Here is a 15,419-nt window from a genome sequence, read left to right as displayed (position 1 = left end):
ATTGGAAATCAAAGCGACATTGGTTAAGGAGTTGAGGGAAAAGACCGGCGTGGGGGTCATGGATTGTAAAGAGGCCCTCCAGGCCTGTGACGGCGATATGGAAAAGGCCGTGGAATATCTCAGGAAGAAAGGGATCGCCACAGCCCAGAAGAGGGGAGGTCGGGCTACTTCAGAGGGACAGATTCAGTCCTACATCCATGCAGGCGGAAAGATAGGCGTCCTGGTCGAGGTGAACTGCGAGACGGATTTTTCGGCCAAGACCGATGACTTTTCTGAATTCGTCAAGAATATCGCCATGCAGATTGCGGCCACCAATCCACTCGCCATCGACCGGGAAGGCGTGCCGGAGGAAATCCTGGCAAAGGAAAAAGAGATTTACGCAACCCAGGCTAAGGCCTCCGGTAAACCGGAAAAGGTGATCGATAGGATCGTCGAGGGAAAATTGAAAAAGTTCTATTCCGAGGTCTGCCTGCTGGAACAGGCCTATGTGAAAAATCCCGATATCACGGTCCAGGACCTTCTCAATGAACTGATGGCCAAAACCGGAGAGAATATCGTGATTCGGCGTTTTGTCCGGTATCAACTGGGGGAGGCAGATGCCAAGTAAGCCCCCCCGATACAGGCGAGTCCTGCTCAAAGTGAGCGGGGAGGCCTTGATGGGGGATCAGTCCTTCGGTATTGAACCGGAGACCCTCGGAAAGGTGGCCCGCGAAATTCAGGGACTCCAAACTAAGGGCATAGAGGTGGCCGTGGTGGTCGGCGGAGGGAATATCTTCAGAGGGTTGAAGGCCGGCGAGTACGGCATAGGCCGGGTACCCGCCGATCACATGGGCATGCTTGCCACGGTAATAAACGGTATCGCGTTGGGTGAGGCCCTAAAGGGACGGGGAGTTGAGACGAGGGTCATGTCTGCGGTTGAAATGAACGAGATCGCCGAACCCTATATCCGATCCCGCGCCGTGGACCATCTCCATAAGGGGCGGGTTGTGATCTTCACGGCGGGGACCGGTAATCCTTTTTTCAGTACGGATACGGCAGCCACCCTGCGGGCCCTGGAGATCCAGGCCGGCGTTTTTTTGAAGGCAACAAAGGTGGATGGAGTGTTCGATGCCGATCCTGCGGAGGTCCCCACGGCCAAGCGGTTTTCAAGATTGACCTATGACCAGGTTTTGGCCATGAATCTCAAGGTCATGGACTTGACCTCGGTCTCCCTGGCGAAGGACCAGGGACTACCCATCGTCGTCTTCAATATGAAAAGACCTGGAAACATCGAGAGGGCGGTTTTCGGGGAAGACGTGGGAACACTCATTTCAGGAGGCGAATCATGAAAGAAGAGATTCTATCTGAGACGCGGGAAAAGATGAACAAGACCATCGAAGCCCTCAAGAGGGAGTTTTCCAAGCTCCGCACCGGCAGGGCCTCGACGGCGCTCCTGGATGGGATACGGGTCGATTGCTACGATACACAGATGCCCCTGGACCAAGTGGCGTCTCTTTCGGTGCCGGAAAGCCGCTTGATCCTCGTTAAACCCTGGGACCAGTCCATTATTGGGGAGATTGAAAAGAGTATCCTTAAGTCGGAATTGGGCCTGACCCCCATGAACGATGGAAAGATGATCAGGATTCCAATTCCACCGCTCACTGAGGAACGGAGAAAAGAATTGGCCAAACTGGCCAAAAAGATGGCTGAAGAAGGTAAGATCTCCATTCGAAATCACAGGCGGGAGGCGAACGAGTACCTGAAGGAATTGAAGAACGAAAAGGAGATCTCCGAGGATGAAGCCTTCAGGGGGCAGGAGGAGGTCCAAAAGATCACCGATGAATTTATCAAGAAGATCGACGAGATCACCTCGGAGAAGGAAAAAGAAATCATGGAATTCTAGGATTCCCATCGGAGTCGGGATACCCTTTTCCCCGCCCCACAGAGAACCGCGCAACCTGTGCCGTTGGATCGCCGGCCCGGCGGGATCCGGGGAATATACCGGGGAGCATTCCTCCGCATTAGGCCGGCATGGCGGCACTCCCCCATCCATTCATAAACCTTGAAGAATGCCCAATATCGATCCTGAAAAATTACCGAAACACGTGGCCATCATCATGGACGGAAACGGCCGGTGGGCCAGGCAAAGGGCCATGAACCGCGTCCGGGGCCACGAAGTGGGGGCCGAATCGGTCCGGGTGATTGTACGCACCAGCAGGGAACTCGGGATCCGCTGGCTCACCCTTTATGCATTTTCAGAGGAAAACTGGGTGAGGCCGAAATACGAGATCCGGGCCCTGATGGGATTGCTGAAGCGTTTTTTGAAGTCCGAACTCCAGGAGATGCTGGAAAACGGAATACGCCTGAACACCATCGGGAGGATCGGAAAGCTGCCCGCGGACGTGCAGGAGACCCTGAGGGAAACCAAGGAACTTACCTCCGGGAACAGCAATATGGTCCTCACCCTCGCCCTGAGTTACGGATCGCGCCAGGAAATATTCGATGCGTTCCAAAAGCTGGCCGCCCGCATTGAGGCAGGAGAATTGTCGGCCAAGGCAATCACGGAAGGGATGATCTCCGATGCCCTTTATACGGCCGGAATGCCGGATCCCGATCTGTTGATCAGGACCAGCGGGGAGTTCCGATTGAGCAACTTCCTCCTTTGGCAAATGGCCTATACGGAGATTTACATCACCCCGACCTACTGGCCGGATTTCAGGAGGGAGGAATACCTCAAGGCCCTCGAGGAATTCCAGAAAAGGGAAAGGAGGTTCGGGGCCACAGGGGATCAGGTGGCGGAAGGCGGAAAACCCATTTCTCCACGGGACGCGGGGCATGTGACGCAGTGATGCACCTCAAGAGATGGCTCACAGGAATCGTCGCGGTGCCGGTGCTGATCTATCTCATCGGAATCGGCCCCAGGTGGTGTTTTCATCTCCTCGTGGCCATTTTTGGCGTCATCGGCCTTTGGGAATTCTTTAAAATCGCTTGCCCCGGATCGCCTGCCTGGATCAAGGGTGGAACTTATGGCCTGGCTCTTTGCCTCTTTCTCTCAGCCTCCCTTGGAAATTTCTATTCTGTTCCAGTGCTGATTTTCCTTTTCGCTGCTTTGCCGCTGGCCCTTTTAATGCTGTTCACCGGCATATCCTTTCGGGAATCAATCGATTGGGCCGGAAGGACGGTTTTGGGGTCCGTTTATATCTGCGTACCACTCTCCTTTCTTATCATCATTGATCGTTTCCCTAAGGGTAATTACTGGATTTTTTTCCTCCTTTTTGTGGTCTTTGCCAGCGATACAGGGGCCTTTTATGTCGGACGCACCGTGGGAAAACACAAGCTCTACCCTTCGGTCAGCCCCGGAAAGACCTGGGAGGGGGCTGTGGCTGGATTGTTGAGTGGCATTGGAGGAGCATTGGTTTTCCCCTTCCTCCTGCCCCTTTATCGGGTTCGACCGGGAATCCTGCTTCTCGCGGGTGCACTGTCCGTTTTGGGTCAGATCGGTGATCTGGTTGAGTCCATGATCAAGAGGCTTTGCGGGGTCAAGGATTCGGGAGGTATACTTCCGGGACACGGAGGGGTGCTGGACAGGATCGACGCTCTTCTCTTTGCCGTACCCCTTTTATATCTATATCTGTCCTGGTCGGCATGATCCCGGGAGATTCGGAATCGAAGATAAAGACCCCCACAGCACTGCGAAATACCCACCCATAAATTCTCAATGAGGATCCGAAAGGAGAAAGGGAAGGATTTCATGAGCAGAACCTCGAAATTCGACAGGGTAAGGGTCCTTGTCACAGGGGGTGCCGGCTTCCTGGGGTCCCATCTATGCGAACGACTCCTGAAGGACGGATGTGATGTCCTTTGCCTGGACAACTACTTCACCGGACAAAAGAGGAATATTTTCCACCTGTTGAAGGACCCCGGCTTTGAGGTCATCCGTCATGATATAGTGAATCCCATCTTCCTAGAGGTGGACCAGATTTACAACCTGGCCTGTCCGGCATCTCCCATACATTATCAATTCAACCCGGTCAAAACGACCAAGACCAGCGTCATGGGCGCGATCCACATGCTGGGGCTGGCAAAGAGGGTGAAGGCCAAGGTCCTTCAGGCCTCCACCAGCGAGGTTTACGGAGATCCGACGGAACATCCTCAGGGAGAGGCCTACTGGGGAAATGTCAATCCAATCGGCCCGAGGGCCTGTTATGATGAGGGGAAACGGTGTGCGGAAACCCTTTTTTTCGACTACCACAGGCAGAACGGAGTCAATATCCGGGTCGTACGGATTTTCAACACCTACGGCCCGCGGATGCATCCGGATGATGGAAGAGTCATCAGCAATTTCATCACCCAGGCCCTGCATGGTGAACCCATCACCATTTTCGGGGACGGCAGTCAGACGAGATCTTTTTGCTATGTTGAGGACATGGTCGATGGTATTGTCAAGATGATGAATGCCGGGGATGATTTCACAGGCCCTGTGAACCTGGGAAACCCGGCGGAATCGAGCATCCTGGACCTGGCCAAACTCATCATCCGGTTGACCGGTTCCAAATCCAGACTTGAATTCAAACCTACCATCCCGGATGATCCCAAGAGGCGGCGCCCCGACATAACTTTGGCCCGGGAGAGGCTCGGGTGGGAGCCCCGGGTACCCCTCGAAGAGGGATTGAAGCGGACGATCGATTATTTCAGAGGACTATTTGAAGAAAAATGAAAAATGTCGCTCTGTTGGGCTCGACCGGATCTATCGGCACGAGCGCCCTTGGCATTATAGAGCAGTTCCCGGACCGATATCGCGTTGTGGCCCTCAGTGCCGGGAAGAACCTTGACCTATTGGCCTTCCAGATTCGGAAATTCAAGCCCCGGGCGGTGGCGGTGCTTGAAGAGGCGGACGCATCGAGCTTAAGGGAAAAAATCCCCGGTGGGCTGCCGTATGTTTTCGCAGGGGTGGAGGGGTTCGCCCGCCTTGCCGCCCTCGATGAAGTGGACACGGTGATTTCCGCTATTACGGGTTCTGCAGGATTGATCCCTACCTTCGCCGCCGTCGAGGCAGGGAAGAACGTCGCCTTGGCTAACAAGGAGACTATGGTGATGGCCGGAAGTCTAGTCATGGAAAAGGCGCGGGAAAAGGGTATTAACATCCTTCCCGTGGACAGCGAGCACAGCGCCATCTTCCAGTGCCTTCAAGGTCACCCGAGGGAAGATCTCAGGAGAATCATCCTGACGGCTTCCGGGGGGCCGTTTAGGAACATGACATTGGAGGAACTGGTCTCCGTGACTCCGGAGCAGGCCTTACAGCACCCAAACTGGAGCATGGGACGGAAAATCACTATCGATTCCGCGACCCTTATGAACAAGGGGCTCGAGGCCATTGAGGCCCGATGGCTCTTTGACCTGAAAATGGATCAAATCAGTATCCTGATCCATCCCCAGAGTATCATCCATTCCATGGTGGAATATAAGGATGGGTCCGTAATCGCCCAGTTGGGGGTGCCGGATATGGCCACTCCCATCTCTTACGCCTTGTCTTATCCGAACCACCTGGAAACCCATGTTCCACCCCTGCGTCTGGAGGATGCGGCTGCTTTGAGCTTCGAGCGTTGCGACCGGCGAAAGTACCGCTGCCTGGACCTGGCCCTTCGGGCGGCGGAAATCGGGGACAGTATGCCCGCCGTTATGAACGGGGCCAACGAGGTGGCTGTAGAGGCCTTTCTCGAAAAAAGGATCGGATTTTTACAGATTCCACAGCTCATCGAGAAGGCCATGGAGGCCCATGCCCCTTTTCAGGTGGAGAATATCGAGAGTGTCATGGAAGCGGATGCATGGGCTAGGCGGAAGGCGGAGGATCTTCTCAAAAAGATGAGTCGTTGACCCGGTCTGGGGGAAAGTACGGGAACCGAGGGTTTAGTTCCAGGGCGGGGATGCGCGAAGGAGAATCATGCATTTTTTCCTGTATTATACTCTTCCTTTTATTGTTGTGTTGGGGGTGTTGATTTTTTTCCACGAGCTGGGACACTTTCTCATGGCCAAATATTTTCGGGTGAAGGTCCTTAAGTTTTCCCTGGGTTTCGGTCCCAGGATCGTGGGCAAGACCATAGGTGAAACGGAATATGTCGTTTCCGCCGTTCCCCTCGGGGGTTATGTGAAGATGCTGGGAGAAGACGGGGAAGAAGAGGAACCCATCGCCCCGGAAGACGAGGAGCGTGCTTTCCAGAACCAGCACGTGCTTAAACGGATGGCCATCGTGGCTGCGGGCCCCGTATTCAACCTGATCCTCGCCCTTTTCTTGTTTTTCGGTATCTACTGGGTATCGGGGGCCTACGTGACCCTTCCCGAAATCGGGGAAGTGACCTCCGGATCCGCGGCGGCGGAGGCGGGATTGAAGAAGGGTGACGTGGTCTTGTCCATACAGGGGAAGAAGATCGAGGAATGGCTGGAGATGCGGGAGATCATCCGGGACAAGGCCGGGATACCCCTGGAGATCACCGTTCGGAGGGGCGGAAAGGTGTTGACTTTCAAGGTCACCCCGAGGGAACACATTGAAAAGGTTTACGGGCAGGAAATCAAGAGCGCCCTTATCGGGATCGTTTCGAGCGGAAAATACAAAAAGATCGAATTCGGTCCCCTTTCCGCTTTCCAGAGGGCCGTTCTGGAGACCTGGAAGTGGATCGAGAGGACCTGCATGGTGGTTGTCGATCTTGTGCGGGGCCGCTTGTCCCTGAAACTGCTGGGAGGGCCCATCATGATCGGGAAGATGACGGGGGATGTGGCCCAGGAAAGCCTTCCCCTGCTCCTTCCCTTTATGGCCATGGTGAGCGTCAACCTCGGCATTCTCAACCTTTTTCCCATCCCGATCCTTGACGGCGGACTTCTCCTCTTTCTCCTCGTGGAACTTGTCTCCGGGAGGCCGATCAGTCTGAAAAAGAGGGATCTTGCCCAGAAGGTAGGCCTTGCAATCCTCATCTTTCTCATGATTTTCGTGACCTACAACGATATCTTGAAGCTGATTAAACAATAGGAGGTCTTGATCGCCGTGTTGTTGGCCTTGAACACTTCGAGCAGACAGTTCAGTGTGGCTCTCCTGAAAGAGGAGGGCGACCTGGTGGGAGAACTCTCTCTGGCTCCCCAGGGGAAGAACTATACGGGGTTGATGCCTGCCGTGGACTACCTTTTAGAGCATGCAGGGGTTCGTCCCCGGAATCTCAAGGCCGTTGCAGCGGCGATCGGCCCCGGAAGCTTTACGGGTTTGCGGGTGGGTCTTGCCGCAGCCAAGGGGTTTTGCCAGGGCCTGGATATCCCTTTGATCGGAATTTCCAGCCTCGAGGCCCTGGCCCTGCAGGCGCCCTGTTGCGCTCTTCCGGTATGTGCGATCCTGGAATCCAGGCGTGGAGAGGTCTTTTCCGCCCTGTTCCGAAGGCTTGAAGATGAGAAGGTTGAGAGGGTCACCGAAGATATGAGTATTAAGATTGAAAGGCTCTCTTCCATTGTAAGGGAGAGAACCTTTTTCCTGGGCAACGATTTCGGGAGGCAGGGGTCACTTATATCAAAGGCGCTCGGGGAAGATGCGCTCCTGGCCCCATCGAGCCTCTGGAATCCAAGGGCCTCTTCCGTGGGGTGTCTGGCCCTCAAGCGTTTTCACAAAGCCGATTTTGACGGCCTGCCTGATCTCGTTCCTACCTACATGAGGCCCCCGGACATCCGGCCGAATCCCTACCCGGTCATTTCTCAGGGTGAAACCTCGATCGCCCCAGGAGATTGACAAACAATGCTCGGGACATATAATGAGTGATCTGTCCCTTCCGCTCCGGTGTGGAAACGGACGGATCTTTCAAAGGGGGACGGCGGTCTCAGGGCTCTCCAGGAAAGGTGATCCCCCTGAAGATTTGAAGGCGAACTCCAGACTATAATTCCCGGAGACGGGATCGGCGGGAAATGAAGACCCGATCAAAGGTGGAAAGAACGAAGATTCATAACAGGCTGCCCGTTGCCCGTGAAGGGTTTCCGTTTATCCTGATAGGCATCCTCATCACGCTTTCCTGTCTGCTTTTTCACTTGCTGGTCCCGGGGATCTTGGCAGCCGTTCTCACCCTTTTCACAATCTATTTTTTTCGGGATCCCGATCGAAGGGCTGAGGTGGAGGAAAAGGTGATCCTGGCCCCGGCCGACGGAAGGGTCGTTGAGATCCGTACGCTGGAGGACGGGGAAAATCCTTTCGGTGAACCTGCATTTAAGGTGGGCATCTTCATGTCGATTTTTGACGTTCACGTGAACCGGATCCCCACGACCGGCAGGATCAGTAAGATCCAATATCGCCCGGGTAGATTCCTTTCCGCAAACCTGGACAAGGCTTCCGAAGAAAATGAGAATAACCGGATCACCTTGGAGACTCCCGATGGCGGAAGACTCCTGGTGGTTCAAATCGCAGGGCTGATCGCCCGGCGGATCGCCTGCTGGGTCCGGGAAAACGATCTGGTCAAAGCTGGGATGCGGTTCGGCCTGATCAGGTTCGGATCACGCCTGGATGTCTACCTTCCCCGTGAAAGCCGCGTCCTTGTCCAAAGAAACCAGAAGGTCAAGGCCGGCCTGACGAAACTGGGGTATCTGCCATGAGTACGAAAAGAAAAAAGAGAAACCGGACCAGCCGTAGAAAGGGGATCTACCTCCTTCCCAACCTCTTCACATCCGCCAGCCTGTTCGGAGGATTTTACGCGATCATAGCCTCAATGCAGGATAGGTACGAAGCGGCGGCGATCGCTATTCTTGTTTCCGCCCTTTTCGATGGATTGGATGGCAGGGTAGCGCGTTTTACCCATACGACCAGTGATTTCGGAGTCGAATACGATTCCCTGTCGGATCTCATCGCTTTCGGCGTGGCTCCGGGAATACTCGCCTTCAAGTGGGCCCTTGCCCCTTACGGGAGGCTGGGATGGCTGGCGGCATTTATGTACGTGATTTGCGGAGCCCTCAGACTCGCGCGTTTCAATATTCAGAAAAGCGTGGTCGAGCCCAATTACTTCCGGGGTCTTCCCATCCCGGCGGCCGCCTCCCTGGTTTCTTCCTGGGTCCTTTTTGCAAACGAAATGGGCGGAATCCTTCAGAGCAAACCCTTCATGGCTTTGACCCTGATCTATATCCTCTCATTTTTGATGGTCAGCACCATCCGTTACCTGAGCTTCAAAAAGTTCGACATACGGCACCGCAAACCATTCAATATGCTGGTCTCCGTCATCCTGGTGGGGATCGTCATAGCCTATCGTCCGACCTTTATGCTCTTCCTGATCACCCTTGCTTACACGATTTCAGGCCCGGCTATGACCCTTTTCCGGCTCAGCAGGCGACGAGTGCGAGCGGGACGGGGTGTAATAAGGGAAGGACCTGAAAGGGTGATCCCGGTGACCGGGAGCCCAGGAGGCGACGGGGGGATTGATTATACGGATACGCCCGGGGGGTCGAACCCTGAGGGGCGTTAGCTTTGAGGAACCGAATGAAGGGGCCGAATGAGGATTACCGGTGGACGGATGAAGGGGCGACGCCTCGCGACCTTGAAGGGGATGGATATCAGGCCCACCGCGGACAAGGTCAGGGAGGCGATGTTCGATCTTCTCGGGCAGGACATGACTGAAGCCCGGGTCCTGGACCTTTTTGCCGGGACCGGAATCCTTGGAATCGAGGCCCTCAGCAGGGGAGCATGCAAGGCCCTGTTTGTTGACCGTTCACTTCGATCGGTCCGTCTTGTGAGGAAAAATCTCAGGGTCTGCGGGTTTGAGGCCTTTTCGGTCGTGGTAAAGGGGGATGTCAGTCGGGTTCTGAAATCCAGGGCGATTCTCAAAGAGGACAGATTCGACCTGGTATTTGTTGATCCCCCGTACGGGAAGGGTTTGCTCCCACCTGTTTTGGAATTGCTTCAGAGCGCGGAAATCCTCGCATCTCCATCGATCGTGGTCGCCGAGTCATCAAAGGGGGACGAACTTCCCGGGAAGATCGGCCGGCTCGAGACGGCGGGAAGAAAATATTACGGTGAAACCAAGCTAACTCTTTACCATTACGAGGATGATTGATGAGTACGCAGACGGTGATTTATCCCGGGACCTTCGATCCCATCACCAACGGTCATTTGAGTATCATCACAAGGGCCTTGAAGATATTCGACAAGGTCATTATCGCACTCCTTAACAACCCCAACAAGGTGCCCCTTTTTTCCATGGACGAGCGCATGGAGATGATCAGGGAAGTCTGCAAGGATATTCCCAACGTGGAAGTGGACACATACGACGGGTTGTTGGTGGACTACGTGGTGGAGAAGGAATCCAACGTGATCCTCAGGGGGTTGAGGGCAATGTCGGATTTCGAGTACGAATTTCAGATGCAGCTCATGAACCGGAAGTTGAACCGCAACGTCCAATCCGTCTTTTTGATGACCGACTACAAGTGGTTTTACACCAGTTCCACCATCATCAAGGAGGCGGCCAGTCTTGGGGGAGATATCAGCGGATTGGTGCCTTCCATTGTCTGCCGTAAACTCAAGGAAAAATACGGGTACGGCTGATTAGGGCACGAGGAGGGTAACACTTTGAAGTCTTAGATCCTTACTATAAAGGCCCCTGTGAAACCGGTCTCTTCAAGTTCCTTCTCGATGCGCCGCGCCCGTTCAAGGGTACCGCATTGGGACACCCACACCTTGTAATAGTTCTTTCCGTTTCGGGCGCGGTGGACAATGACCCTGACGTAATCATAGAGGACCTTTAATCGCCTGGCGAGTTCCAGGGCGTTCCGCTCATTCTCGAATGCCCCTACCTGCACAGTGAATTTCCCCCTCCCAAAATTCCCTACCTTTACCACGGGAGGTGAAGTTCCCTTTTCCCCCTGCTCCCCGACCTCCTCGGCCAAGGCCACTATTTTGACCTCGGCCACCCCCTTGTCGACCAGATCAATCTCCTTGGCCGCCGCATAGGAGAGATCAATGATGCGGTCCTTGACAAAAGGGCCGCGGTCATTGATGCGAACGATGGTATGTTTTCCGTTTTCGAGATTGGTAACCTTCACGAGGGAACCCAGGGGAAGGGTTTTGTGGGCGGCACTTTTCTTGTGCATGTCGAATGGTTCACCACTGGATGTAAGGCGCCCGTGGAACCCGTCCCCGTACCATGAGGCTTTTCCATATTGAACGAATCCAATGGATTCAGGAAGGGGGTAGTATCTCTTTCCCCCTACTTCGTAAGGCGCGGGGTAGGCTCCTGTCTTGTCCCTGGGAAGGACGATCCTCTTGGAAGGCGCAGGTGGGAGGGGAGGCCTCGTAACTTCCTTCCTCGCACAGGAGACAAAGGAGACGGAAAGAACCAGCAACGGCAAAAGGATTTTTCTCATTTGCTCAATGCGATTGAAAGGGCGGTGGTCAGCTTGACGACGTCCTCGCTGGATTGCCTGAGCCGTCCGATCAGCAGCTCGGACAAATTCAGCAGAATCTTGACCCCGAGTCGGGGGTTCTCTTCCACAAGTCTTATGAAATCATCCCGGCGGATCTCAATCAACCGGCAGTCCGTCCTGGCCATGACCGAGGCCGATCGCTTGTCCCGGCAAATCAGGGCCATCTCGCCAAGCACTTCGTGGTCTTGCGGCCTAATCCGGGTCAGAACCTTATCGGTTGTTCGAAAATCGTCATCTCCAAATTTCATGGTCAGGCTTTTGGAAACATCCAGTTCCCCCTCCAGGACCATGTATAGGGTATCGCCTTCTTCTCCTTCCTCCATGATCAAGGAATCCTTGGGAAACCTGGTTTCCCTGGCGATCTTCAGGACTTCGTCGATCTCCCGGTCCTCGAGCCCCTTGAAAAGAGTGGAAGCCTTCAGTGCAGCGAGCAGATTCATAAGCGAGGTCTTTTCTTAGACACCACAACGAGCCAGTCGTTTTTGTGGAAGAGATAATCGTCTGGAGGATTGAGTTGAACGGCAAAGTCTTTCTTGCCGCTGAAATAATCCTTCCCCGACTCCTCGAATTTTCTTCTGATAAAATCGTCCACGAAGGTGGAATCCCCTGTGAGGATGTCCTCCAGCCGGATTTTTTCCTTTTCCCGGACCACGGCCAGTAGAAGGGCCTGGTATTTACCCCTGAGAAAACCGGTACATTCACTCGCTGGACGGCCTACGTATTTGGCTGGAAGCGGAATTCTCCATAACCTGTTTTCGTCCCTGTTCTCCACAAGGAGCCTGACAGAATCGACTACCCCCGGCGACAAAGCCGCTGTTGCGATCAGGGACCCGGCGGATTCTCCGCGAACGATCACCTCATCCACGTTGGCGCGCAAGAGATGTTCCCGGTTTTCCTCGTGGATGAGTTCAGCACAGGTTCTTACCTTGGAGGCCATAGACTTGATCGCCATGGTGGCGAATATAGTCCGCTCATCTGCCTTTTCAAGGGAGTGCCCCCCCGAGGTGTCCGCCAGGACGATCGCTGCTGCAGCCCTCGGGAGGTCGGCCCTGGCCAGGACGTCCTCCTTCACGAAGTTGCCCCTCAAAAAGACCAGGTCGTGTTCTTTATAGCGGTATTGAATGGACTGGACCTCGTCGCGGGAAAGCTCGTTGATCAAGACGATTTTTGGCGGGTGCCCTCCGGTCTGAAAGATCAATCCTTCCAGGACAGTTTCGGCATGTTCATTCCACCCGCAGATAACGATATGGTCTTTTCCTTTTATGGATTCCAATCCCTTGCCCTCCCTGATCTTCCTTTCTACAAACGCTGAAGCGATGGAGGCCGTAACGAGGGACAGAAGGGCGGGTCCGCTCAGGATGATCATAAGGGCGAACACCTTCCCTGCAGTGGTGGTTGGGACGATGTCCCCGTAGCCGACGGTGGCGATGGTCACGACGGCCCAGTAAAGGGCGTCGAAGAGCCCGCCGGCGCCCTTGGTTTCGTAAAATCGCTCGGTAAAAAAGATGGCCAGTGCCCCGTAAAGGATGAGGGCGCAGGTCACTCCGAAGATCTTGAAAAAACGTTGCTTCCTTAAGGAGGCATAGAATTGACGGACCTGCCGTGCGGCCTTGAACAAGAAGGAGTGTCCGGGATCGGTGAACAATGTACCCTTCTTTCTCTGTATGGATGCCTGTCCCGCTCGGCATCTCTCACGGGGCGGTTAAAATTTTCGCCTTCCTTGACCTTGCACAAATTTTCTCATTTATGGATGGACGCATATTAGCAAAACAGCAAGGTTTATCAACTCCATTTTATGCACCGGTATGAAGGCCGTCCACGATTGGAGCCCGCTCGTTTCTTGGCCTTCGGGCCTTCTTTTGCCTCCCAATTTTTCTTGACATCATGTCCGGAATTATTTACCTTTCACGAATAACTATAATGTAGTTATAATGTAATCATTTTGTCTGCTCACGGTCGTACTCAGTGAAAAAATCCTTGGTATGAGACCTTTGAAAAACGTTCGATTTTGTTCAAGCTCAAGAAGGTCTCGGTATGACTATAGATAGAAGGGGAGAAGTGTATGAAACTTAAAAATAAGGTAGCTTTGGTCACGGGAAGCAGCCGGGGTGTCGGAAGGGCCATCGCCATCGGGTATGCCAAAGAGGGTGCGAAGGTGCTGGTCAATTACACCTCCAATGAAACGGCGGCAATGGAAGTGGTCAACGAAATCAAGCAGATCGGCAGCGATGCTGTGGCCGTCAAGGCCGACGTGGCCGTTAAGGCTGAGGCCGAGAATCTTGTGCAGGCTGCCGTCGAACAATTGGGAGGACTCGACATCCTGGTGAATAACGCAGGATTCACCCGGCCCGCCATGATGCTCAAGATGACGGAAGAGCAATGGGATCAGGTGGTGGATATTCATCTTAAAGGGGCCTTTCTGTGCAGCCAGGCCGCCGCTCGCCACATGTCCGAAAAGAAGGCCGGCAAGATCATCAACGTGACCTCCGTTGCGGGAATCGTCGGAACGGTAGGGCAGATAAATTATAGTGCGGCCAAGGGCGGGGTAATCAGCATGACCAAGTCTATGGCCCGGGAACTGGCGCGATATAACATTTGCGTCAATGTCATTTCATTGGGGATCGTCGCCACGGACATGACAGAGAAAATAAGGACGGATGAAAAGCTCAGGGAAATTTACATGAACAGGATTCTTCTCAAGCGCTTTGCAGAAGCCAAAGACATCGCTCCGGCCTTTGTTTTCCTGGGCTCCGATGACGCCGATTACATAACCGGCCAACTCCTTTGCGTGGACGGCGGCTATGGAATGATCTAACGCAAACGACAAACTTTGCACGAAGGAGGGTACAAATGGGAGCAATACCGGATAAAATCCAGACATGGCAGATGGTACAGCCTACGGTGTACAACAGAGAAACCAAAGAAACCACTCCGGGTAAACTGGAGAAGAAAGAGATCCCGGTCCCCGAACTCAAGCCCGGCGAGGTTCTGGTGGAGGTCGCGGGTTGCGGCGTATGCCATACGGACCTGGGATATTTTTATGATGGGGTTCCCACTGTGAGCAAACCCCCCCTCACCCTGGGCCATGAAATCGCGGGAACCGTGGTTGCCGGGGACGAAGCCTGGATCGGGAAAGAGGTGATCATCCCGGCCGTGATGCCGTGCCGGCAGTGTATCCTTTGTAAGACAGGGCGGGGCAATCGCTGCCTGAGCCAGAAAATGCCCGGTAACAGCCTTGGGATTTACGGGGGCTTTTCAAGCCATATCCCCGTCCCCTCCATTGATCTATGTGAGGTGAAGAACCGGGGAGACATCCCTTTATCACACCTGGCGGTCGTGGCTGATGCGGCCACAACGCCTTACCAGGCGGCCAAGAGGGCGGATCTTCAGCCCGGGGATAATGTGGTCGTCGTCGGGATTACCGGTGGAGTGGGCCAGTACATGGGACAGATCGCCAAGGCACTGGGGGCAAAGACGGTCATCGGGATCGCCCGCAACCAGGAGAAGCTGGACAGGGCCCTCCGGTTCGGCGCAGATTTCGTGATCAACTCTACGGACAAGGATGCAAAGGCGGTTTCAAAGGAATTCAGGGGCATCTGTAAGGAGAACGGCCTGCCCAACACGGGATGGAAGATCTTCGAGGTTACAGGGGCCAAGGCGGGGCAGGAGATTGCCCTGACCCTGCTTAGCTTCACGGGAAAATTGATCGTCGTGGGCTTCAGTCTGGCCAAGACGGAATACGCCATCGGTCGGCTCATGGCCTTTGATGCGGAGATCATCGGGACTTGGGGTTGCCTGCCGGAGTACTACCCGATCGTCCTGGACATGGTCCTGAACGGAAAGATCAATATCGAGGAGTTCGTGGAGACCCGACCCATGAGCACTATTGCGGAGACCTTCGCCGAGGCGCACAAAACGCCTCCTATGAAACGGATCGTCCTGACTCCCGATTTCTAGTGCAGAGTCGTTTCCCTGAAGATTGGAAACGGCAGGTACATATCAAACGAAAACAA

General features: G+C 54.4%; 18 protein-coding genes. 15 read left to right on the top strand and 3 right to left on the bottom strand.

Annotated elements, in window-relative coordinates; all coding sequences use genetic code 11:
- Position 1: 1 nt before the first annotated feature.
- The 13 genes from tsf (at position 2) to coaD (ending at position 10,528) form a co-directional block, all read left to right on the top strand.
- Positions 2-607 (top strand): translation elongation factor Ts, encoded by a 606-nt coding sequence (gene tsf / locus JRF57_03935; GenBank protein MBW2302847.1) that lies wholly within the window; start codon positions 2-4, stop codon positions 605-607.
- Complete coding sequence (locus JRF57_03930; protein ID MBW2302846.1) at positions 597-1,328, top strand: UMP kinase; 732 nt, start codon at positions 597-599, stop codon at positions 1,326-1,328. Before tsf ends, JRF57_03930 begins: the two co-directional genes overlap by 11 nt.
- Positions 1,325-1,882: a ribosome recycling factor gene (frr, locus tag JRF57_03925; protein MBW2302845.1), complete on the top strand. Its 558-nt coding sequence runs from the start codon at positions 1,325-1,327 to the stop codon at positions 1,880-1,882. The genes JRF57_03930 and frr overlap by 4 nt, the downstream gene beginning before the upstream one ends.
- Positions 1,883-2,048: 166 nt before the next feature.
- Entirely contained in the window at positions 2,049-2,828 is a 780-nt protein-coding gene (locus JRF57_03920; protein MBW2302844.1) for an isoprenyl transferase, read from the top strand.
- Positions 2,828-3,628 (top strand): phosphatidate cytidylyltransferase, encoded by an 801-nt coding sequence (locus JRF57_03915; protein MBW2302843.1) that lies wholly within the window; start codon positions 2,828-2,830, stop codon positions 3,626-3,628. Before JRF57_03920 ends, JRF57_03915 begins: the two co-directional genes overlap by 1 nt.
- Positions 3,629-3,730: 102 nt before the next feature.
- On the top strand, positions 3,731-4,696 hold the full coding sequence (locus JRF57_03910; protein MBW2302842.1) for an SDR family oxidoreductase: 966 nt from the start codon (positions 3,731-3,733) through the stop codon (positions 4,694-4,696).
- Positions 4,693-5,853, top strand: coding sequence for a 1-deoxy-D-xylulose-5-phosphate reductoisomerase (locus JRF57_03905; protein MBW2302841.1), 1,161 nt, complete (start codon positions 4,693-4,695; stop codon positions 5,851-5,853). Before JRF57_03910 ends, JRF57_03905 begins: the two co-directional genes overlap by 4 nt.
- Positions 5,854-5,920: 67 nt before the next feature.
- Positions 5,921-7,000, top strand: coding sequence for an RIP metalloprotease RseP (gene rseP, locus JRF57_03900; GenBank protein MBW2302840.1), 1,080 nt, complete (start codon positions 5,921-5,923; stop codon positions 6,998-7,000).
- 6 nt (positions 7,001-7,006) lie between these two features.
- On the top strand, positions 7,007-7,741 hold the full coding sequence (gene tsaB, locus JRF57_03895; GenBank protein MBW2302839.1) for a tRNA (adenosine(37)-N6)-threonylcarbamoyltransferase complex dimerization subunit type 1 TsaB: 735 nt from the start codon (positions 7,007-7,009) through the stop codon (positions 7,739-7,741).
- Positions 7,742-7,914: 173 nt separating this feature from the next.
- Complete coding sequence (locus JRF57_03890) at positions 7,915-8,592, top strand: phosphatidylserine decarboxylase family protein (GenBank protein MBW2302838.1); 678 nt, start codon at positions 7,915-7,917, stop codon at positions 8,590-8,592.
- Positions 8,589-9,452 (top strand): CDP-diacylglycerol--serine O-phosphatidyltransferase, encoded by an 864-nt coding sequence (pssA, locus tag JRF57_03885; GenBank protein ID MBW2302837.1) that lies wholly within the window; start codon positions 8,589-8,591, stop codon positions 9,450-9,452. Before JRF57_03890 ends, pssA begins: the two co-directional genes overlap by 4 nt.
- 27 nt (positions 9,453-9,479) lie before the next feature.
- On the top strand, positions 9,480-10,040 hold the full coding sequence (gene rsmD / locus JRF57_03880) for a 16S rRNA (guanine(966)-N(2))-methyltransferase RsmD (protein ID MBW2302836.1): 561 nt from the start codon (positions 9,480-9,482) through the stop codon (positions 10,038-10,040).
- The gene (coaD, locus tag JRF57_03875; GenBank protein ID MBW2302835.1) at positions 10,040-10,528 is read left to right on the top strand and encodes a pantetheine-phosphate adenylyltransferase; all 489 of its coding nucleotides are present in this window, start codon (positions 10,040-10,042) and stop codon (positions 10,526-10,528) included. The genes rsmD and coaD overlap by 1 nt, the downstream gene beginning before the upstream one ends.
- Positions 10,529-10,560: 32 nt before the next feature.
- Here coaD and JRF57_03870 read toward each other — a convergent pair whose 3' ends face one another.
- From JRF57_03870 to JRF57_03860, 3 genes are read right to left on the bottom strand one after another with little or no spacing between them, the layout of a single operon-like run.
- Positions 10,561-11,346, bottom strand: a complete 786-nt coding sequence (locus tag JRF57_03870; protein ID MBW2302834.1) for a septal ring lytic transglycosylase RlpA family protein — start codon at positions 11,344-11,346, stop codon at positions 10,561-10,563.
- Positions 11,343-11,846 (bottom strand): cyclic nucleotide-binding domain-containing protein, encoded by a 504-nt coding sequence (locus JRF57_03865; protein MBW2302833.1) that lies wholly within the window; start codon positions 11,844-11,846, stop codon positions 11,343-11,345. Before JRF57_03865 ends, JRF57_03870 begins: the two co-directional genes overlap by 4 nt.
- Complete coding sequence (locus JRF57_03860; protein MBW2302832.1) at positions 11,843-13,051, bottom strand: NAD-binding protein; 1,209 nt, start codon at positions 13,049-13,051, stop codon at positions 11,843-11,845. Before JRF57_03860 ends, JRF57_03865 begins: the two co-directional genes overlap by 4 nt.
- A gap of 417 nt (positions 13,052-13,468) precedes the next feature.
- Here JRF57_03860 and JRF57_03855 point away from each other — a divergent pair, with 417 nt between their 5' ends.
- Positions 13,469-14,221, top strand: a complete 753-nt coding sequence (locus tag JRF57_03855; protein MBW2302831.1) for a 3-oxoacyl-ACP reductase FabG — start codon at positions 13,469-13,471, stop codon at positions 14,219-14,221.
- A 35-nt stretch (positions 14,222-14,256) separates the two neighbouring features.
- Complete coding sequence (gene had, locus JRF57_03850) at positions 14,257-15,363, top strand: 6-hydroxycyclohex-1-ene-1-carbonyl-CoA dehydrogenase (protein ID MBW2302830.1); 1,107 nt, start codon at positions 14,257-14,259, stop codon at positions 15,361-15,363.
- Positions 15,364-15,419: the final 56 nt, after the last annotated feature.

The organism is Deltaproteobacteria bacterium, assembly GCA_019310525.1.
GTDB lineage: Bacteria > Desulfobacterota > DSM-4660 > Desulfatiglandales > HGW-15 > JAFDEE01.
The sequence above is the reverse complement of the archived record's forward strand: the minus strand, read 5'-3'. Positions and strand labels throughout refer to the sequence as shown.